The sequence below is a fragment of the Treponema sp. OMZ 805 genome (genome assembly GCF_050937395.1).
Classification (GTDB): domain Bacteria; phylum Spirochaetota; class Spirochaetia; order Treponematales; family Treponemataceae; genus Treponema.
The window spans coordinates 141,749-161,795 of sequence record NZ_JACCLP010000003.1 but is presented as its reverse complement, the minus strand read 5'-3'; the positions used below and the strand labels follow the sequence as shown (position 1 = coordinate 161,795).

General features: G+C 47.3%; 18 protein-coding genes and 1 tRNA gene. 14 read left to right on the top strand and 5 right to left on the bottom strand.

Features of this window, described 5'->3' with window-relative positions:
• Nucleotides 1–2: 2 nt before the first annotated feature.
• Genes HGH47_RS04145 through HGH47_RS04135 form a run of 3 tightly spaced genes read left to right on the top strand, consistent with a single transcriptional unit; the run spans nucleotide 3 to nucleotide 5,219 of the window.
• A complete protein-coding gene (locus HGH47_RS04145; RefSeq protein WP_432910534.1) occupies nucleotides 3–1,424 on the top strand; it encodes a DUF58 domain-containing protein in 1,422 nt (473 codons plus the stop codon).
• Complete coding sequence (locus HGH47_RS04140; protein WP_212565645.1) at nucleotides 1,408–3,396, top strand: transglutaminase domain-containing protein; 1,989 nt, start codon at nucleotides 1,408–1,410, stop codon at nucleotides 3,394–3,396. Before HGH47_RS04145 ends, HGH47_RS04140 begins: the two co-directional genes overlap by 17 nt.
• Nucleotides 3,393–5,219: a tetratricopeptide repeat protein gene (locus HGH47_RS04135; RefSeq protein ID WP_432910532.1), complete on the top strand. Its 1,827-nt coding sequence runs from the start codon at nucleotides 3,393–3,395 to the stop codon at nucleotides 5,217–5,219. Before HGH47_RS04140 ends, HGH47_RS04135 begins: the two co-directional genes overlap by 4 nt.
• Nucleotides 5,220–5,254: 35 nt before the next feature.
• On the opposite strand, the gene HGH47_RS04130 is transcribed toward HGH47_RS04135, so the two are convergent.
• Both HGH47_RS04130 and HGH47_RS04125 read right to left on the bottom strand, forming a co-directional pair.
• The gene (locus tag HGH47_RS04130) at nucleotides 5,255–5,521 is read right to left on the bottom strand and encodes a BrnA antitoxin family protein (RefSeq protein WP_212565642.1); all 267 of its coding nucleotides are present in this window, start codon (nucleotides 5,519–5,521) and stop codon (nucleotides 5,255–5,257) included.
• A complete protein-coding gene (locus HGH47_RS04125) occupies nucleotides 5,487–5,834 on the bottom strand; it encodes a BrnT family toxin (protein ID WP_212565641.1) in 348 nt (115 codons plus the stop codon). Before HGH47_RS04125 ends, HGH47_RS04130 begins: the two co-directional genes overlap by 35 nt.
• A 494-nt stretch (nucleotides 5,835–6,328) precedes the next feature.
• Between HGH47_RS04125 and HGH47_RS04120 the strand changes: the two genes are divergently transcribed.
• The 5 genes from HGH47_RS04120 (at nucleotide 6,329) to HGH47_RS04100 (ending at nucleotide 8,290) form a co-directional block, all read left to right on the top strand.
• On the top strand, nucleotides 6,329–6,460 hold the full coding sequence (locus HGH47_RS04120; RefSeq protein ID WP_256481851.1) for a hypothetical protein: 132 nt from the start codon (nucleotides 6,329–6,331) through the stop codon (nucleotides 6,458–6,460).
• Nucleotides 6,461–6,488: 28 nt separating this feature from the next.
• Nucleotides 6,489–6,857 (top strand): DUF2715 domain-containing protein, encoded by a 369-nt coding sequence (locus tag HGH47_RS04115; RefSeq protein WP_432910528.1) that lies wholly within the window; start codon nucleotides 6,489–6,491, stop codon nucleotides 6,855–6,857.
• Between the two features lie 165 nt (nucleotides 6,858–7,022).
• Entirely contained in the window at nucleotides 7,023–7,403 is a 381-nt protein-coding gene (locus tag HGH47_RS04110) for a hypothetical protein (RefSeq protein ID WP_212565640.1), read from the top strand.
• A 129-nt stretch (nucleotides 7,404–7,532) separates the two neighbouring features.
• Entirely contained in the window at nucleotides 7,533–7,889 is a 357-nt protein-coding gene (locus HGH47_RS04105; RefSeq protein ID WP_212565639.1) for a hypothetical protein, read from the top strand.
• A gap of 56 nt (nucleotides 7,890–7,945) precedes the next feature.
• Nucleotides 7,946–8,290 carry a hypothetical protein gene (locus tag HGH47_RS04100; protein ID WP_212565638.1) on the top strand — a complete coding sequence of 115 codons (345 nt, stop codon included), beginning with the start codon at nucleotides 7,946–7,948 and terminating at the stop codon, nucleotides 8,288–8,290.
• 27 nt (nucleotides 8,291–8,317) lie between these two features.
• On the opposite strand, the gene HGH47_RS04095 is transcribed toward HGH47_RS04100, so the two are convergent.
• Together HGH47_RS04095 and HGH47_RS04090 are read right to left on the bottom strand one after the other, a co-directional pair.
• Nucleotides 8,318–9,256, bottom strand: coding sequence for a septal ring lytic transglycosylase RlpA family protein (locus HGH47_RS04095; protein WP_212565637.1), 939 nt, complete (start codon nucleotides 9,254–9,256; stop codon nucleotides 8,318–8,320).
• Nucleotides 9,257–9,433: 177 nt separating this feature from the next.
• Nucleotides 9,434–9,519: transfer RNA gene (locus HGH47_RS04090), tRNA-Leu, on the bottom strand.
• 42 nt (nucleotides 9,520–9,561) lie between these two features.
• On the opposite strand from HGH47_RS04090, the gene HGH47_RS04085 reads away from it, so the two are divergent.
• The 6 genes from HGH47_RS04085 (at nucleotide 9,562) to HGH47_RS04060 (ending at nucleotide 16,532) form a co-directional block, all read left to right on the top strand.
• Entirely contained in the window at nucleotides 9,562–10,437 is an 876-nt protein-coding gene (locus tag HGH47_RS04085) for a TatD family hydrolase (protein WP_212565636.1), read from the top strand.
• Nucleotides 10,438–10,542: 105 nt separating this feature from the next.
• Nucleotides 10,543–12,345 carry an alanine--tRNA ligase gene (locus HGH47_RS04080; protein ID WP_432910525.1) on the top strand — a complete coding sequence of 601 codons (1,803 nt, stop codon included), beginning with the start codon at nucleotides 10,543–10,545 and terminating at the stop codon, nucleotides 12,343–12,345.
• Nucleotides 12,346–12,417: 72 nt separating this feature from the next.
• Nucleotides 12,418–13,503 carry a peptidyl-prolyl cis-trans isomerase gene (locus HGH47_RS04075; RefSeq protein ID WP_212565635.1) on the top strand — a complete coding sequence of 362 codons (1,086 nt, stop codon included), beginning with the start codon at nucleotides 12,418–12,420 and terminating at the stop codon, nucleotides 13,501–13,503.
• Between the two features lie 2 nt (nucleotides 13,504–13,505).
• Nucleotides 13,506–13,949 carry a transcription antitermination factor NusB gene (gene nusB, locus HGH47_RS04070; protein WP_212565634.1) on the top strand — a complete coding sequence of 148 codons (444 nt, stop codon included), beginning with the start codon at nucleotides 13,506–13,508 and terminating at the stop codon, nucleotides 13,947–13,949.
• The gene (locus tag HGH47_RS04065; RefSeq protein ID WP_230974494.1) at nucleotides 13,930–15,732 is read left to right on the top strand and encodes a tetratricopeptide repeat protein; all 1,803 of its coding nucleotides are present in this window, start codon (nucleotides 13,930–13,932) and stop codon (nucleotides 15,730–15,732) included. The genes nusB and HGH47_RS04065 overlap by 20 nt, the downstream gene beginning before the upstream one ends.
• A 47-nt stretch (nucleotides 15,733–15,779) precedes the next feature.
• Nucleotides 15,780–16,532, top strand: coding sequence for a class I SAM-dependent methyltransferase (locus HGH47_RS04060; RefSeq protein WP_212565633.1), 753 nt, complete (start codon nucleotides 15,780–15,782; stop codon nucleotides 16,530–16,532).
• A gap of 128 nt (nucleotides 16,533–16,660) precedes the next feature.
• Here the strand turns inward: HGH47_RS04060 and HGH47_RS04055 are convergent, their stop codons facing one another.
• On the bottom strand, nucleotides 16,661–19,897 hold the full coding sequence (locus tag HGH47_RS04055; RefSeq protein WP_432910519.1) for a DNA translocase FtsK: 3,237 nt from the start codon (nucleotides 19,895–19,897) through the stop codon (nucleotides 16,661–16,663).
• Between the last annotated feature and the right edge of the window lie 150 nt (nucleotides 19,898–20,047).

Sequence of the window (20,047 nt, the reverse complement as noted above, 5' to 3'; positions counted from 1 at the left end):
GCATGATGCGGATACGGATGACGAGGCACGGCGCAGTATACACCGCAATGGGCACGCTACTTTTAATAAGCGGCTTACTCCGCGGAGAGCTTTTGAGCGCAGTATGCGGCGGGTTACTCACGCTCTATACCGGTTTCGCTGCCGCTGCTGTAGCGGTTACCGCCCTGTGTTGGAAATCGGAAGAACCTGACCTTGCCCCTGAGAGCAGCGGCTTTACGGTTACTCCCGCGCGTTCAAAAACGGCACAGTCCGAATCTGCAAAGGCTTTTCCGCACTGTGTTCCCGGAACCGCAGCCTTTTATACCATTGAGTTTTCACTATCGCCTGAACCTACCGCAGAAACGGCCGCACATCTTTCCATCCCCTTGCAGGGAATACAAACAAAATATCATCCTGAAAACCTAACCCGCGGACGGTACTTTTATAAACGTCAGTATCTCAATATTCGGGACTTTGCCGGTTTTTTTGCCGCGGCATATACGCAGCCGCCTTGCCTGTCCGTGCCCTACATTGTAGTACAGTCGGTGATTCCGCCGCAAAAAGCGGTATTTCCCGACCTCCGTTCCCGCGCCGTAAACGATTTGCCCTCACAAGAGCGCACGCATGAACTCTATGAATCCCGTCCGTATTTTCCCGGCGACGATCCGCGGAAAATTCACTGGAAGCTCTATGCACACACCAATACGCTTTCCATAAAACTTGGTGCTTTTGAACCGCCGCCGGTTAAACGCTTAACGATATATATAGAAGAGCCGGTGTGCGTGAAAAAACAGGAACGGGCTTGGGTTGCCTCCATTTTTGACGCCTTTATCGGCCATCTTTCCGGCGTGATTATAGAGCTGCTCAATGTCGGTATCCAATGTTCTCTTCTATTATATGATTATTCCCGGCAATCCTTACAGCGGTACGAGATAACCGAGGAAGGAGCCGTCGCTGCTGCACAGATACAAAATCTGCTTGCCATACCGGCGCTCCGTGCTTCACCGGAAGCGCTTCCCGATGCAGCTGCGGTCTTTAAGGCAGCACCGGACGGCGGGGGACTATTATACTGCTATATGCCAACCGGAGGCGTCCCTCGAAATGCAACCGGTGTGTCGTTTCGCCCGTCGCGTACAGAAGGTATAACCGGCGGCGGAGAATACATCGCTGCTTCCCAAAATACTGCCGCTTACCGGAAAATCACCGCTTACAACCGGAGCGGCGTCGAAACGTTTTTTTGCCTTGCCGCGCCGCCGGTATCGGAAGACTTTATGCAGGCCGATGGGCTACGGCATCGTACTTTAAGCAAGACGTACATACACCGCCTGCTGTATTCCTCCGCCGCTTCCGCACGGCAGGATGCTTTTTATCGAAAGGTGCAGGAAGCTGCCGAACGGGAACTCCGTATCTTTACCGCAGGAAATTGCCATGCAGAACTACTCTAAACCTGCCGCCGTGCTCCGTATCTGTTCACTCCTGCTGCTTCTTTCGGTACCGTACCGCTATCTTGCCGGTATTCTGCCCGCAGCGGCGCTGCCGGTATGGGGGCTTTGCTGCACGGCGGTAATTCACTTTCTGCATAGAAAGAGAATTCGTGCGGAAGCGGCGGGGATTATCGGCTTTTCCGCCGCGCTGCTTATCCCTGCATGTGTCCTCGGCTTGCTCGCGTTGATACCGCAGCTTATTGCGGATACTCTCTTTTTGCGCATCAAGCTGATATTCGGCTTACTTGCGCTCACCGCCTTCATCAGCGTTACCTCAACAGCGCTGTTCATTTCTACCGAACGGTGGCGGCGCTATGAACCGCTTGTTGCTATTCTCGTGTTCTCCCTGCTGTTTTTTCCGCAGCAGCATTATCGTCTGACAGCCTTTTCCCATCCGATCTTTGCGGCGGGATTTGTCGGTGTTTTCATGCTGCTTCAAACAGCCTTGCTCTGTATTCCGTTTTTAAAACGCAGACGGTTCGCAGCGTTTGCATTCATCTTTATCGGCTTAACGGCGGTTTTGCTCGCGCTCCTCATCAAGACATTTAATAAAGGCTCTGTCGGTAATAACGGCGGACTGCTCGAACAAAAGCTTTTCGAGTTCGATTTTTCTCAGTTTTTGCAATTGCAGGATGAGGTAAAAATGAACACCAATCTGGTGATGGTGGTGCATGTTGATCAGGAATATGATTCACACTTGTTCCGCCGTATGTACCTGTCCGGCTGGAGTCCGCAAAAAGGTTTTTACGAAAAGTCGGCGCCCGGCGAACCGGAGCAGCCGCTGCGGATCACTGGGCAACCGGCGGAACTTCCGCATCAGTCTTTCCTGTGCCGCGAGCGGGTCAGTCAAGAAATATTTACCGTCAACCTCGATCCCGACTCCCTTGTCGCGCTCGATTATCCGCTGTCGGTAACGCCGTATACGGTTTGGGACACGGTGAGTTTTAAAGGCGCTTACAAGGCGAAAAGCGAGGTGCTGCACGGTGTGCCGCTCGACCTTATTACGGCGGAGCCTCCGTCGGGAAATCCGGCAGAGGGGCTGTCGGCGGAAGCCTTGCGTTTTTATACGTCCGTAGATTCCGGCACAAAGGCGCTGCTCTTTCCTATCGCGGAATCGGTTACCGCTCCCTTTGCGCTCTACTATGATAAGGTCTACGCCTTGCTCGACTATTTCCGCGAGGGCGAGTATCGATATTCGCTTCGTCCCGGGCAGGCTCCCGATGGCGATCAGCTCCGGTATTTTGTAACCGAATCGAAAAAAGGCTATTGCTCGTACTTCGCCTTTGCGTACTGCCTCATGCTCCGCAGCCTCGGCATTCCTGCGCGGCTTGCCGCCGGTTTTTTTCTACAGCCTGAATCGGGCATCCTCAATTATTATCCGGTGCGGGCGAATATGGCTCATGCGTGGGTAGAAGTCTTTTTCCCCTATCTCGGCTGGGTGGATATAGACCCGACCACTGAACAGCTTGCGGATGGTGAATCGCTCGATTTTTCTTTTCAGGCAGGTGGCGATCAATTTACGCAGCTCCTTGACGAAATCCTATTAAACCGCTCGGCGCTCCGTATCAGGCACGGCGGAACGCTTTCGGCCGCAGAAGCCCAAACCGTTGCTCAACGTGTTTCGCAGTTTTTCAAAATGCACCGCGGAATACTGCTCTGTATTGCTGTGCTCGTTGTGATTCTCTTGTACGGCGCCTTCCGCGCCTATCCGTATCTAATTATCAGGTGTTCACGAAATAACCGGAAAATCATTCTCACGCTGAAACGGCTGCATAAGCATCCGAGCGAGGCTTTTTATGCACTCACTCAAAAAGCAAAGTTTGCCCCCTCCTGTACCGACGAAGATGTTGCGATTGCAAAGCAACTCTACCGCTCGGAGAAAAAGCAGAGAAAAAACAGAGAAGCCAATCACAAGCAGAGGGACGGCAAATGAAAGCACAATACCGAAAATACCGCCCCACCGATAAACATCATAACGACCATGCATCACGGAACGGGCTGCTCCTCGTGCTGGTTTTGTTTCTATTACCATTGTACCTCTTCCCTGCATCAAGCACATCGAACGCTGATGAGCTGCTGCAAAAAGCGGACGCGGCGGTGCAAGCTGAAAACTGGGATACTGCTGCTGCGCTGCTCGAAGAAGGTATCGCGCGATACCCGACAAATGAACTCTTCCAACTCAAGCTCGGCGATATGTATTTTAGCAACGGACTGTACGAACCGGCATACCGCCGCTTTACCGAAGGCCTGCGTATCAATCGGTATAACATCAAACTCCTGTACGGCGCAGCGAGCGCAGCAGCGGCGTTGAATAAAGCAGAGGAGGCGCGCGGTCTCCTGCATGAATATCTTTCATATAATCCTACCGATATTTTCGGATGGTCAACGTACGGATGGCTTTGTTTTAAAACGCACCGAACCGATGAAGGGATTAAAGCGATGCTCGATGCCCGCAGCAGCTACGGCGACGACGGCTGTATTGCGAACGCGCTTGGAAATCTGTACGGCGAACTTTTCGACTATCGGAATGCGGCGCTCTATTATCGGAAAGGCATTGAACTCGCGCTGCAAAACGATTCGCTGTACTCGGCCTCGGTGTATTCCTACAACAAGGCGATATTGGAAACCGAATTTTATCATTTTGATCAAGCTGAAGAAGACGCCCGCAATGCCTCCGACTATTTTTCACGCTCATCAGGATATTTGATTCTCGGAGAGCTTGAAGAGCGGAAAAATAATTTTGACCGTGCGATTGCCTATTATGCGCAATCGACAAAAGATAATTATACGCCGCTGCCGCTGATCAATCTTGCAAAAATCTATCTGCGGATGGGGCATTGGGAGCAAGCGGAACGCTATATTACACAAATCGAGCGGGTTACCGACTATTCGTGGATTGCGAACTTCGGGATGAGTACCGCGCAGTTTTATACTGAGTTGTACGGCCTGTATCAGACGTTATATGAAAAAAAATATGCGGCGGAAAAGATGCGGCTACCTGAAAGCGCCAAGGATTTTTTTGTCCGGTCTAAAAATCTTACAAAGTATTCCGCTTTGATTCGATATTATCGCGCGGCTTTTAGTATACATAATTTGAAATTGGCAAAGGAGTACACGATAGCGGATACGGACGGCAATACGCACGGGTTGTATAAAAACAGCTTCTATTATCGGGCATTTCAATCGGTACCGTTTAAGGCGCGGCGGTATTTACGCCGTGCGGAGGTGCTGGAAACCTCGGTTATTCCGCAGGCGCGTCCGTCATACATTGCCGAAAAAGGTATCCTGCTCCGCGATGAACAACTGCTGCGGGAAGCGCTGGATGCCCTCGACCCCGTATGGGAGAAAGAACTGCGGGAACAAGCTGCCGCGGCGCTGATACTCTGCACGAGAAACACCGAACTGAAAACCGCGCTCTATCAAGAGCTGCTGCAAAGCAATCCCTCCTGCTTTCCCGAACATTGGATACGGCTGCCGGTTACGCTGACCTGTACCGGTGCAGACGAACGGCTCAGCAAACGAACCGAGAAACGCATCGCCGCCGCTTTAAACAAATCGTTATTTGCGGTTTCCAAACACGCGCCGTTTTCCATCACGGCAGTATGTACCGAAAGCAGCATCCGGCTCAGCCTTATCGGTCAAGACGGCAGTATCTATTTCCGCTATGAACATCCCGCTCCCGTTGCCGATAAACAGGAGGCAGCTGCCTGCGTCAACCGTTTTGCTGCGCGACTGTTTAGAGTTGCGGTAAGGTAGGAGATTTAGGTGCTATCGGGCGAGATAGTTGAAGCTCACACTAACGGACACCCGTTTTGCCGTGCCCAGCGTATTACCTCGTTCATTCGTTTTTGATACCCTTTTGCACCCTTACTTTGCAGCCACGATAAGTTATCAAAATCGATACGGAATGTTACCGACTTTTTAAGCGGTTTCCAATACTTAAAGTGTCCCCGCGCAAAATCTTCTTCAGTTAATTCCGGAATATCTGTTGTGTTAATTTGACTGTCGGGAACTGCACAAGCCTCACATTTGGTGATATATTCGTCTAAGTCTGTCATAATACATTTTCCTTTCCTGCGCTGTTGCAGGACGAGCTGAGATAATATGGATTCGACCGGTCTCCGTGTACACAACTTGCACAATGCTTAAACCGGATTTTTCCACATACCCAAAACCGTTATATCTATCTTGTCCGGCGTCGGAATGTTTTATGTCGTATATTTCATAAAAATAAGGGTCGTCAAAAATAGGCAAAATATCCCGAAACGGAATCCCATTGTTATTTGCATCCCTATGGTTCCTGATGTTCGCATTTTCTTTTTCAGACCACCACTCGAATCTGCCAAACTTAACAAGTTCACCTTTTAACATGGCCTACAGCCTCTCATCAATATATAGTGTATGTACGTAATTGTCAATAAATTTTGAAACCTTGAATTTTTCTCTTGACTTTTTTTTTGGGGGGGGGCCGGAGGCGGAAATACTGCATCAAGTATCGAGGGGATTACCTGGAAGTCAGAGACTACAGCTGCTACAATGACTTTACGGCTTAAAAGCGGGCATGTGAAAGCTACATTCACCACAGCAAGGCGAACCGTACCAGACAACGGTACCTATACGGTAAGCGGTGATACAATACAGTTTACAGGGTTCACATTAGCGACTTATCTCAACCGAGAATTTAAATACAAGGTTGAAAACGGTACCTTTGAAATGTGGACAGAGTGGCTTACCTATAAATTCAAAAAAGCATAAATATAAAATCCCTTTATGGTAAGAATAAAGGCTTTTACGGCAAGAAATTAACACTTTCTTGCCGGTTATTATTTTTAAGGTGTTCTTAACACCAAAAAGGAGTTTTTAAGATGAAGAAAATTGCTATTATGTTTCTCTGTCTTGCGTTGGTTTCTGCACATGCGTTTGCAGAATTTGTGATGCTGCCGGGGGCGGGACTCAGTTATTATTCCGGTTCAACAGGAGAAAAGTCTTCTACGTAAGGTTGATAGTACCTCTGTAGGTCTGAGCGTGAATAAGGGCTTGGTATGGAATTCACGGATAATGCCGGGCTATACGTTTAAATTCGCAAAGGACAAAGCATACCTCCGTTTGGCAGGTGGTCCTGCCGTAGGCACCTTTGGCTATGAAGTGGAAACGGAAGTTAAAGTTGCGGATAAAAAGGTAAAAACGAAAACCGTACACACAGCCATGACAATAGGCTTGGCTTTCCATATAGGATTTGAATACTTTTTTACGAATTTAGTCGGTATTGGTATTTCGATTAACGAAATTCCGACGCTTTATTCAACTTCCGGTGTAGGAAGGGCTAATATCTTCAATGTAAAAGTATGTCCCTCGTTTAGACTTGGTGAGAAAAAACAAGCGGCTAAAAAATAAACGCTTGATTTTCGCTGTCTATAGCCCTGCCATTTACAGCAGGGCTGAACTATCGGGTTTGCTTACCGCAAACATCATGTATCACCACGTATCCCGATGGGAAATGCTTTTTCCTATCGGGATTTTTGTAATTTTATATTCGATCAAAAAAAAGGAGATTGAAAAATGAAAAAGAGAACGTTTTTAAGCCTTATATTTTTAGTTATTTTTTCAGCTATGTTTGCGAATAATCTAGAAATATTTAAGGTAGGTGATTACACCATACTTGCTATTTATGATGGACAAAATAATCGTGATGCTGTTTTTAAAAAGTTAAAATCTCAAGGTCGTTTGACTGATGATAAACCATCCCGGGAACAAATGGAATGGGTTAAACGTGCTTTAAATGTCTTTGAGACCACCAAAGGTGATGTATATACGATTGGTATTTCTCGTATGGAAGATCTCATTGATGGATATCAATATATTTGTGTCTGTGAATTTTCAACGGATACAAATTTTTCCTATTGGTTCTATCTACTACACGCCCCTCGGTCGTGGAAGTAATTTTAACTCTGCAATATGGAACATACTATAAAAATCGAAGATGCAATACACTTCGAAAAAATCAGAGAGGAAAACTTATGAAAAAGATTATCGTATGTATGTGTTTGGCGCTGTTCATCGGAACGACGTATGGGCAAGGAGTATTTGTATTTAAATATTATTATAATTATGAAAAAGGATGGACGGGGGGAAGCAGCAATAGCCTATCTATGTAATGATGCGAATGGTGCGTGGGAGATACTACAATCTGAGGGCGCGTACAATATGACAAGTCAGAACTTCCGTGAGAAGGGAGTTACTATCTGGCGTGTTGAAAAACTATCCGAGAGAGAATGGTGGTTGATTTGGTCAGCGCTTGGTGAATACAACACCGTTAATAAAGAAATTTATCAAATCGGTATAAAGAAAGGAAGAGGACTATTGTGTGTGTGGGGTAGAATCCAAAACAATGGGAAGTTCGTCAACTGGTTCGCTTATGGATATTAATCAATAAATAGTGCGAATGAAGGTTCTAAACAATATATTTTATAAGGGTATACAAAATGAATAAAAAACTTTTTTCTATCGCATTACTATCCATTATTTTGCTCAGCGGGATCGGCGTGATACCGGTATTGGCGCAGAGCGTCTCTCTCTCTTCGGATTTTGAGTACGACTTAAACGGAGACGGTACGGGAGTAGTTATTTTAAAGTACGTTGGAAAAGGCGGCGATATTGTCATCCCCGATAGCATTGAAGATTTCCCTGTCGTTTCGGTAGGATGCGGGTTTGATAACGAAAATGTCAAAACACCAATTACATCGGTTATCTTCCTCGACACGATCACCATAGCATATAACGATCGACAACCCCTGCACCTTGCGTCTCGGAGTTGTCGATTTGTCTGATACGTTTACTTTGATAAAAAAATCGGCTTACCAGCTTTCCTGTCTGATTACGTAGTCGGTGAAGGAATGATTCGCCAGTGCTTCTTTTACTTTTTCAAGATCGTCAGGTTGTATACCCGGAAGAACAACCCGTACCGATTTTTCAGTACGCTCGTATGCAGGGTCGAACCCTGCTTTTCTCAGCTGGACAACAAGTCTCAGTGCATTTTCTTCCCGTGCAAAAGCGCCCAGCTGAATTCGCCACAACACACCGGAAGTTCCCGGTAAATAAACAGGCGCCGGAGTTTGTTCCGGTTGTGCAGAAGCTGAACGGTTTGCAACACCTTTGACCGTTTCAGGCTTTGCTGTTTGTTGATCTACAGATACCGGTTGTCCTTGCGTTGTATTAGGCTGTACTGCTTGGGCTTGTGGTACTGTAGACGGCGTCGTTTGGGCTTCTACTGCTGTGCCGGAACCTTTAGCTGGTGTATCGGGAACTGCATCATTCTGAACAGGCACTGCTTCAGGTTGTGTTTCGGATGCAAAAGGTGTTTCTTTTTGTGCGGGAGCCGCCGGTGTGTCGCTATAAACATCAGTTGTTGCCATCAAGGCTGCATGATCAAGTGAATCAACCCGTTTAATCGAAACCCGTGTGATACCGCGGCTAATCATTCCCAATGATTTAGCAGCAGCTTTTGATAAATCTATCTCACGGTTTGGGACGAATGGGCCGCGGTCGTTTACGCGTACCACCACTTTTTTCCCGTTTTCAAGATTGGTTACTTCAAGAAAAGTTCCGAACGGCAGTGTTTTATGGGCTGCCGTATAGGCATTCATATCGAAAATTTCGCCGCTTGACGTCGGTCGGCCGTTAAAAGCTTCTCCGTAATAAGATGCATAAGTTTCTGCTGTGAGTAATTCTTCCGCTCCAAGGGGCAATAACAACAATACCCCCACCAGAGCTGACAGTACATGGTATTTTCTCATAAGATCCTCCCATAGCTTCATACAGACAATATCGGAAAACAAGAAAAAAAATTAAGTGCAAAAGGGGAAAGATGTTTTTAGGAGATCGATGGAGATACTATCTACTGATTCTGAAACTCTATGATACGGGATATTATAGAAACATTGTGCATAGATAAGGCATAAGATGAAAGAACCTGCCGGAGACGAGACTTGAACTCGTACGACCGTTACCAGTCAAGGGATTTTAAGTCCCTGGTGTCTACCAATTCCACCACTCCGGCAAAGATGATATACTATACCGGAAATTATAGAGGCGGTCAAGATTGTTTACAGACTCTCATTGCCATTTACGTCATATTTCTCAAAAAGCGGCGCACTTTCCACTTATACTGAAAGAGATGCAGGAAGAAGGCTATCCTTTTATAATGGATATAGGAACTGATGCCGGAGATTTTACGCCGCGGTATAATACCGTTGCAGATATATGGGATAAAAATAGCAGTATACCCGATTTTATTCATTTTTCTGCAGGACTGTGGCCGGGACGTGTCGCTATTGAACATAGGGCTGAATCGATGCAAAAGCTTGAAGCAGATGTTCAAGCCATTTTAAAAAGCGGGCAGCTGTATACGGCAGTCGGAGAATGCGGCATCGATCGGCATTGGAACCATGCCGGATCTACCGGTACGGGAACCGGCGATCTTGCAGGCGAAGAACAGCTTTTTAAAGAACAGCTTGCCCTTGCCAAACGGTACGGATTGGCTGTGATTATTCATTCACGCGACGGCTTTGAACCGACGCTCCGTTGTATCGACGAAGTAGGCTGGCACCGCGGTGTCATTCACTGTTTCTCTTATGGGAAGAAGGAAGCCGAAGCTTTTTTGGAACGGGGCTGGTATCTTTCATTTCCGGGCACCATCACATACACTGACAATGCCGAAACCTCTTCCGCAATAGCGGAACTGGTACGCATGGTTCCCGACGATAAACTACTATTGGAGACGGATGCTCCGTACCTCGCCCCTCAACCGGTTAGACGGGAGGTAAACACCCCGTTAAATATTCCGTATACCTATCAGGCGGCAAGCGAATATCGGCAGTGTTCGATAGAACACTTATGCGAAATTGTGCACCGGAACTGCCGCCGTCTTTTTTCGCTGCTGTGTAAAACCCCGGACATCCGTGTCCGTTCTGCATAGCCAGCGCTTTTGAAAATAGTGGTACCGGATACAAGGCGCAGATGCGTCGTCTATTTTCAAAAGTACAGTTGACAGGTTCGACAGCTTTTCTTACTATGGTAAGATATGAATAAACACATTACAGCAGACGAACTTCGTTCCAAGTATATTGCATTTTTTAAGAGTAAAGGCCATGTGGAAATTTCCGGTAAGTCGGTTATTCCCGAAAACGATCCCACCGTATTATTTACCACCGCAGGTATGCACCCCCTTGTTCCCTACCTGATGGGAGAACCGCACCCTGCGGGTACCCGTTTAACGGACTACCAAAAGTGTATCCGCACCGGAGACATCGACGCGGTAGGCGACGCTTCTCACCTCACCTTTTTTGAGATGTTGGGGAATTGGTCGCTCGGCGACTACTTTAAAAAGGAAGCAATCGGGTACAGCTTTGAATTTTTAACAAGCCCTCAATACCTTAACATTCCAGTCGATCTCCTTTCGGTAACGGTCTTTGCAGGGGATGATAAAGTTCCGCGCGACACCGAATCGGCGGAGATTTGGGAAAAGCATGGGATTCCTAAAGAAAGGATTCACTTTTTACCCCGCGAGGACAACTGGTGGGGGCCTGCAGGAGAAACAGGTCCTTGCGGTCCCGACACCGAAATGTTCATCGACACGGGAAAACCGGCGTGCAGCGCCGGATGCCGGCCGGGCTGCAGCTGCGGTAAATACGTCGAAATATGGAACGACGTCTTTATGCAGTACCGCAAAGAACAAGACGGTTCGTATCACACGCTGGAGCGGCACTGTGTCGATACCGGCATGGGGATTGAGCGTACCGTTGCTATGCTGCAAGGGAAAAAATCAGTCTACGAAACGGAGATCTTTACCCCGCTTATTGCCGCGGTCGAAAAGATAACCGGCTATCGGTATGGAAGCGATGCTGAAAAAGATGTATCAGTTCGTATTATCTGTGATCATATCCGTGCTGCTACCGTTATCTTGGGCGACCCGAAAGCCGTGCTGCCGTCCAATATCGGAGCAGGGTATGTTCTCCGCCGTATTATCAGACGGGCTGTCCGCCACGGCAGAAAACTCGGTATCGAAGGAACGTTTCTCGCAATTCCGGCAAAGGTTGTCATCGAGCAATACAAGGGCGCCTATCCCGAATTAAAAGAGAAAGAAGCGCTTATCACTGCCGAGCTTGAGGCGGAAGAAAAGCGCTTCCTCGAAACCCTCAAAAAAGGCGAAGCGGAATACGAAAAGATGAAGCCGAATCTGTTGAAGAATCCTAAAAAGGTTATTCCGGGGCGGCTTGCCTTTAAACTCTACGATACTTACGGGTTCCCCATTGAGCTTACTGAAGAACTCGCGCGGGAATCGGGGTTAACCGTTGACAAAGCGGAGTTTGAAGAAGCCTTTAAAAAGCATCAAGCGCTCTCCCGTGCAGGCAGCGAACAAATTTTTAAAGGCGGTCTAGCGGATCACTCCGAGCAAACGACGGCGTACCATACGGCAACGCATCTTTTGCATAAGGCGCTGCGAATGGTACTCGGCGATCATGTTGAACAAAAAGGTTCTAATATTACGGCAGAACGGCTCCGCTTCGACTTTTCCCATCCACAGCCGATGACAGCTGAGGAAAAAGCTGAGGTTGAGCGTATTGTCAACGAGCAGATTCAAGCGGATTTACCGGTTACTATGGAAATAATGTCGCTTGAGGAAGCAAAAAGATCCGGTGCGATGGCGCTCTTCGGTGAAAAATACGAAGATACCGTCAAAGTGTATTCCATTGGCAACTTCTCCAAAGAAGTATGCGGCGGTCCGCACGTAGAACACACCGGTGTATTGGGCAAGTTCGTAATCCAAAAAGAACAATCGTCATCGGCGGGAATCAGACGTATTCGTGCGGTACTTATAAAATAGGATGTACAAGGTCTGTAAGTAACTTATCGGTTGTTTGCTTGTTTATAAATATCAAAATCTGAAGAGGATATGATGAAAAAAACTGTAATCACATTGTTTATTGTATTAAGTTTATCTATAAGCGGCGTCTTTGCGCAAACCAATTTGCAGCCTATTGCAGAAGTAAAACTTACCGGACGGGCACCGATTACGCTTGGTCAGCTCAAAACTCGTGTTTCTGCCTTGGAAAAAGAAATCGGTCGGAAAATGACCTTAGAAGAGCGGCAGCAAACGCTGGACGGCCTTATCAATGAGCGTTTAATTGTTCAGGCTGCTGAAAAAGACGGGATAAAAATTACGGATTCGGAAGTAAATAATTACTTTACCGAATACGTATCCAATCAATTGGGGCAGCAGGTATCCGAAGCGGATTTTGCAAAACTGATTAAAGAAAAAACGAATATGTCGCTTGACGAATATATGAAGGCACAAAACGGCATGACTCTTGCGGAGTTTAAAAGTTTTTTGCGAACTCAGCTGACGGCGCAAGCGTATGTGATGCAGAAAAAACAAAAAGAGCTGCAATCGATTCCCAGTCCGAGCGACGATCAAATCCGCTCATATTATGAAGTAAACAAGCAATCCTTTGTGCAGCCCGATACGGTACAGCTTTTCCTTGTGGTAGCGCCGAAAGGTGACAAAGCAAACTCTGCAGAGAAAATGATAAAAGATGTTCAAAAAAAGCTGACAGCAAACCCAAAGGCTACTGCCGATATCCGTAAAAAATCGCAAGCAAAGAATTCAGGTTATCAGGCAGGAGAGATTTTTGTCAGTAAAACCGCATTGGCTGCAGAACAACTCGGTATTCCGATGGACGAGCTTCTCAAGATTTTTAACATGAAAGTAGGAGAAGTGTCTCCGATAACCGAAACAGGCGCTAATTACCAGTGTTTTGTTGTCTTAGAGAAAAAAGATGCGAAAATACTCGGTTTAAGTGATGTTGTAGAACCCGGTGGAAATGTCAGTCTCTATGAATATATCAAAAAGATGGTAATTATGCAGCGCCAAAATGAAGCGCTTAACAATGCGTTAGTTTCGGTAACCAATGATCTTCATAAACCGGAAAATTTTGTCATATTTAAAACCGGTGCTGATCTTGAAAAAGCGCTTTCGTGGTAAAAATGGCGATCGGAAGACGACGCGGAAGAATTCTCGCATTTCAAGCGCTATTCGCTTGGGACGCAGGTTCTCTTCCACCTGATGATTTATTGCCCTTTCCGTGGGTCGAACGTACCGGTAAAGAGGTACATGACGAAGATTTTTTATTTTCAAAGCTCCTTTTTTTAGGTACTGTTGAGCATATCAATGAAATCGATACCCTCATCACCAAGAACTTAGAAAACTGGGATTTTAATCGGCTTAAATTGGTTGACAAAGCAATTCTTCGGCTTGGTACCTATTCTCTTCTTTTCCAACAAGACACCGATCCTAGAATCATAATTAACGAAGCCGTTACAATCGCCCGCACGTATGGTACCGATGATTCCTTTAAGTTTGTAAACGCAGTACTTGACAGCGTCAAACGAGAATGTTTAGACTGCTCCTATGAAAAGGACAAAAACTAATCTCTTCCTTATAGGAAGTCTTTTACTCTGCCTTATTGTTACTGCATGTTCAAAAACAGATAAAAATGAGCTTTTCCAACAAAGACTGAATGCCATTGACAGTGTTGTTCAAGAAGGCAACACTCAAAAAGCGCTGAATAGCTTACGCGCATTGCGTAAAAAAGCACAGCTCCCCATTCAATATTTAAGCATTGCAAAGCGGGAATTACGCCTGCATAGTCCTGTTCAAGCCTTACAATCCATTCAGGCCGGCTTGAAAAAATATCCTGATGATTCGATGCTTAAAGCTGCCCTTACTCATACACTGATGCAGGAAGACCGGATAGAAGATGCTGCTGTTGCTGCTGAAACTTTGCAAGGTACTCCTTATGCCGGTATTGGAACGGAGGCGCTTATCCACGTGGATAAGGCAAAACAAACGTATCGGACACCGGTTCCTTTTTGGCAAGAGGGGTTTCGGCTTACGGGCGAACATATTTTTTTGGAGAATGCTGCCGTAATGCTTGCCCACCAAGGCGACATTGCACAGGCTGCAGCCCTGCGTTCACGGATTGGCAAAGAAGAAGCGCTTCGTTCCCCCTATTTTTGGTCGTGTTTGGCTTATGATATGGGGAATTTTCAGCCGGTACTGGACGATTTGGTTTATTCCCTTGCATATAGCGATATGGTTGGGCTTCCCGAAAACAACCCTAAAATTTTTGAATATGCTCGCCGTCATCTTTTGCTCGCTGCCGATGCAAGTGCAGGACTTGGTGATATGGAGCAGGCGCGCGGTTTTTGGCAAATGTATATCGACCGTTATGCGGATTCTTCAAGTGAAGTTTTTTATAACTTAGCGATGACCGCTCCTACCCAAGAAGAAAAAGCCGAAGTATTGATTGACTGTATTTCGCAAAATCCGGGATACTATCCGGCTGTTGCACAGTATGTCCGTGCCTGTTCCGCTATCAAGGCGGCTCATAATCAAAAAGATCCGTTGGATGAATATCTGCAAAGTAAGGATTTTTTCTCATTAGAGATGGAAAAAAACTTATTCGTGTCTTCTGCTTTTACCCTTTCTGCTGAAGAAGTGCTTGAGGGAGCAATGGCGACCGATAGTGAGGATATACGATTCCTGCTGGAAAAATTCCGATATCGCTATGTGCAGCCGCAAAACTATGCACAGGGAAACGGAGAAATGTGGAAAATTCTGGAAGCCCATCCTCATAATCCGTTGGTCAAGGCGTACGCACGGTGGTATTTTGCATCTTCGGGCGACTTTAACGCTTCTTTCGGAATCGATAAGGCTGATAATCATGACGAAGACGTATTCTACAACGGTATCCGTCGTGCAGTGCAGGGATATTCGACTGCGGCGTTAAAAAATTTTGCCGAGGTTGAAAATGATGCCCGCTATAAAATTCCTGCGACGGTTGATCAAGCCTATATCTATGATGCCCGCAATGAACCTGATATGGCGATTAAGTATTTCTCCCGCGCTGTGGAGCTTCTTTCCGATAATCACACAAAAAGCAAGATGCTCTACGAAGCTGCGCGGATATACGCTGAGCGTAATGGGATGCCGGAAGCAATCACACTGTTGAATCGGGCATTGAAACTTGATCCTGAAAATCATCGAGCTAATGTGTTGAAACAAAAACTGATTGCCGACGGCAGCGTTAATCGGAATGCCGGTTTAGATGCATTCTTACAAACGGGCACGGGTACCGATCAAACCGACAAGGATACTGATCAAGCCGGTACGAATCCCGAGCAAAATAGTACAGCTATTAATCGGCAGTAGCGGAAGCGACGGACTGAATCTTAAGCCGGAAAAATGAAAGAGGCAATATGAACGAGTGGTTTGAAAATGAAGCTTTTTGGGTACAGTATGCGCCTATCATGTTTGATGTTCCTCGTTGGCAGGAAGCGCCCGCTGTTGCCGAAGGAATTTTCAAACTAGCAGGGACAGGACGGCCGCCGCAGGAGTTAAAAATCTTTGATGCAGGGTGCGGGTTAGGCCGTATTGCCGTTGAACTTGCCGTCATCGGGGCGCAGGTTACCGGCGTCGATCTTATCAAGCCGTTTCTGGATGCGGCGGCGGAGGCTGCTGCTGCGGAAAATGTAACGATCGAATGGGTGCAAGCGGATTTACGGGAGTTTGTACGTCCCGCAGCCTTTGATATTGCAGTCAATATATATACAAGCTTCGGCTACTGCAAAACGATTGAAGAGGATGCGCTTATTATCAGTAATATTGCGCAGTCGTTAAAAAAAGGCGGCTGTTTCATTCTCGAAATGGTGGGACGGGAAATAGCCGTGCGGGATTTTACTGCCGGAGAATGGTTCGAGCGGGCAGGCTATACCGTGCTCACCGATTTTACGGTAGAAGGCGCATGGGAGGGCTTGCGCTCGCATTGGCAGCTCTACACAAAAGACGGACTCAAAGCCGACCACACTTTTGTACAGCGCCTCTATGCCGCAACCGAATTGCGGCAGCTGATGCTATCTGCCGGTTTTACTTCCGTCGAAATCTACGGCGACTTTGACCGCTCTCCCTATAATGAACACGCCCGAACCATGATACTGGTCGGGCGCAAATAAGTCATATACACTTCTTGTATGACGTATGTAATACAAGAAGCGTTATTTGTCAATAGAGAGCCTCTAAAACTCACGTTAGCGGTATGACAAATCTTTTCTTTACAGAGTAAGCCGATCGGGTTACAGTTTTACACGTGCCTGATGATTTCCCGGGGCTTTGAACCGTTTGCAGGGCCGACAATACCGCGGGCTTCCATCTCTTCGATAAGACGAGCTGCGCGATTGTATCCGATTTTCAGTTTCCGCTGTACATAAGAGGCGGAGGCTTTTCCTGCAAACGCAACGATTTCCAAGGCCTGATCGTAGAGCGGATCGTTATCGTCAGAGAACACGGCATTATCATAGGGTTCGTCATCATCATCAACAAAGATTTCTTCATCGATATATTCTGGTTCGCAGTATTCCTTTACGCAGGCGACAACACGTTCTACTTCCTGTTCGGAAACAAAAGCTCCCTGCATACGGGTTGGGAACGGACGAGCCGCACTTACATACAGCATATCGCCTTTTCCAAGCAGTTTTTCCGCGCCCATCTCGTCCAAGATGATTCGGCTATCGGTTTTTGACGCAACCATGAACGCAATTCTGCTCGGAATATTTGCCTTAATCAAACCGGTGATGACGTCGATAGACGGTCGTTGCGTTGCAAGCACCAAATGAATACCGACTGCGCGGCTCATTGCGCACAGGCGTGCGACCGTGGCTTCAAGTTCCTTACCTGACGTCGCCATAAGGTCTGCAAACTCATCGATGATGATGACAATATAAGGCAAGGTTTCCGTTGCAATCCGCTCCGATTTGATTTTCGCATTGAAGGTTTTAATGTCGCGCACGCCCATATTATCGAGCAAGGCATAGCGCCGTTCCATTTCGCAGAGCGCATATTGCAACGCTTGGAACGCCCGCTTCGGTTCGGTAATGACAGGCGTTAAAAGGTGAGCTATGTCGTTATAGAGCTTGAGTTCGACGATTTTCGGGTCGACTAAAATCAGCTTTACCTCGTCAGGGCGGCGGTTATAGAGAATCGACAGTATAATCGAATTAACGCAAACCGATTTACCCGAACCGGTCGCGCCTGCGATAAGTAGATGCGGAGTTTGTGCGAGGTCAAGCACTTGCGGATTTCCCGTTACGTCTTTTCCGAGAGCAACGGGGATGGCCATTTTTGCAGCTTCCGGCAAATCGGTTTCTATCAGCTCCCGAAAGCTGACAATCGAACGCTTCTTGTTGGGAACTTCGATACCGACTGCATGTTTGCCCGGAATCGGCGCGACAATACGGACGCTGGAGGCTGCAAGACGCAATGCGATATTATCCTGTAGATTGGTAATCTTGGACAACTTGATACCCGGTGAAGGCAGCATTTCAAACATCGTTACAACCGGCCCCTTACGGATACCGGTAATGGACACGTCGATTTTAAATTCGTTAAAGGTTGATTTCAGCATGAGCGCCGACCGCCGTGTCGCATCGTCCACAACCCAATATTCGCCGTCGGGATAATTCGTTAAAAGATCAAACGGGATGGCATATTTTTTGCGCGGCGGCGGGGGAGGCGCCGGTTTTGCTGGTATGATCGGTACTGTTTGTTCGATGGTTTTCAAAAATGCTTCATCGGCATTCGAGTCTAATTCTTCATCCGCTTCCGATTCGCCGCCGTCGCTATTCGGCTCCGGTTCTTCCTCAGTCTCCTGTTCCGCTTCGCCGTCGTCAGCCGTTTCTTCGTCCTGCGCGTCAAAGCTATCAATGGCGATATCCGCTTCGGCGCCGATATCGGTTTCCGCAACATCATCTCCAATCCGTGCATTCGCCATATCGATGGTACTATCGGATTCCTGCGTTTCGGTACCGATGTCCGCGGCCGTAGCTTCTTGTACCCCTGCAGTTTTGATGTCTGCATCCGTTACGGCAGTATTCTGTATATCTGCTGCTTCCGTTTTTTCCGAATCGATAACTTCCATGGTATCGAGTATGTCCGAACGCTCATTCGGCAGCGGCACGCCGTTTACAAAGACAAGCGGTATCTCCGGTTCTGCTTGAGGACTCGCTGCTGCTATCGTTTGATGTTCCGGAGTTGTTTCTTCCGGAATAATATCCATTTGAGGAACAGCCGTTGCGTCTTCTTCCGCTGTAGCCGTTTCATTTTTTAACGGAGTAGGGGCTTCGGAGCTTTCTGTCATAGCCGGTGCATTTTCAACCGACGGTGTAGGCGCTGTGTCTTCTTTCGGCAGCGGTGGATTGAGCTGCGTTTCGGAATGATCGGTCTGTTTAAGGCGTTCAACGGGAGCGGTGATTTCCTCCAAGCTGGCAAACAAGTTGTTGGGATCGGAGGGATCAAATACCGGACGGACAGCCTCTTTTTCCTGCATATCCATAACCGCCGATAACGGAGTTGACAGCGGAAGGGGCTGTACATCTTCCTCAACTTCTTCCAACAAAGGTATTTCTTCTATATTCGTATCCGTAGGCTCAATAGTATCTGCTGCCGGTGATTCAATGGGATGCTCCTCTACCGGAACGACAATAATGGTATCCTCTTCAGGTACATTGGGAACTCTATATACCGTATCCGTATCGGTCATATCTATCGATACCGGAGAAGTTGATAATTCGTCTTCCGCCTCTTCCGGCGGAATTGCGGCTTTGTCCGGGGCTTTTGCGGGCAAAACCGGTACTTCGACGCTATCGGTTGCGGTGCTCTCCAATGTTCCGTCTGACGTTTTCTCCGGCGGAACCGAAGATGCTGTAGAAGCAGCTGAGGCTTGCTCCGTTTCGGGCGAATCCGGCGCTTGCTCCACCTCTGGCGCCGCTGCTTCTACCGCCGGAGCTGGAAAGATAGGCTCTTCGCCGGTATCGCTGTCATTTGCTTCATCATTCTTAGGAACCTGCTCTTTCTCAGAGATATTGCGTACAAAGAAGTGTCGACCGGAGAGCTTTTCGCTGAGTGTCAACATCAAGAAAATTTCAAAACAAACGAGCAACAGTGCGCAAATCAATATTGAAATAGTTACAAATTGCCGAAGGGTCGGAATGGAAACCGATGGAGCAAAAACGGTGATGAGCCGTTCGCCGATGATTGCGGTAACAAAATAGAGCGGCACACCGAGCAGCACCGCTTTGGATTCACGCGACCAGCCGGGGATAAGCAGCAACACCGCCCCATATAAAAAGAGGAGCGGAATTAAAAAAGACGAGAATCCATAAACGGAAAAGACCCGTTGCCCCATCGCAAACAACGCATAGTTCGACGAAGCGAATCCGGTAATTGGTAGAAAAATACCAAGCGTTAATACAATACCCGCACAAAAGAACAGCACGCTCAAAATGAGCGCTAAAACTCTAAATCGACTATCTCTATTTCCCATCACTATTATTTCCCCTCCCTTCTGTGCGAAATTTTATTCAAAATTTTGCACATTTTTTTTCGGTAAGCGGGCAAACGCATCAGGCAGAATAGCTACAAATCGCAGAATAATGAGGCTGGGACTCCATTTGAACCGCGAAGCGGTGAAACT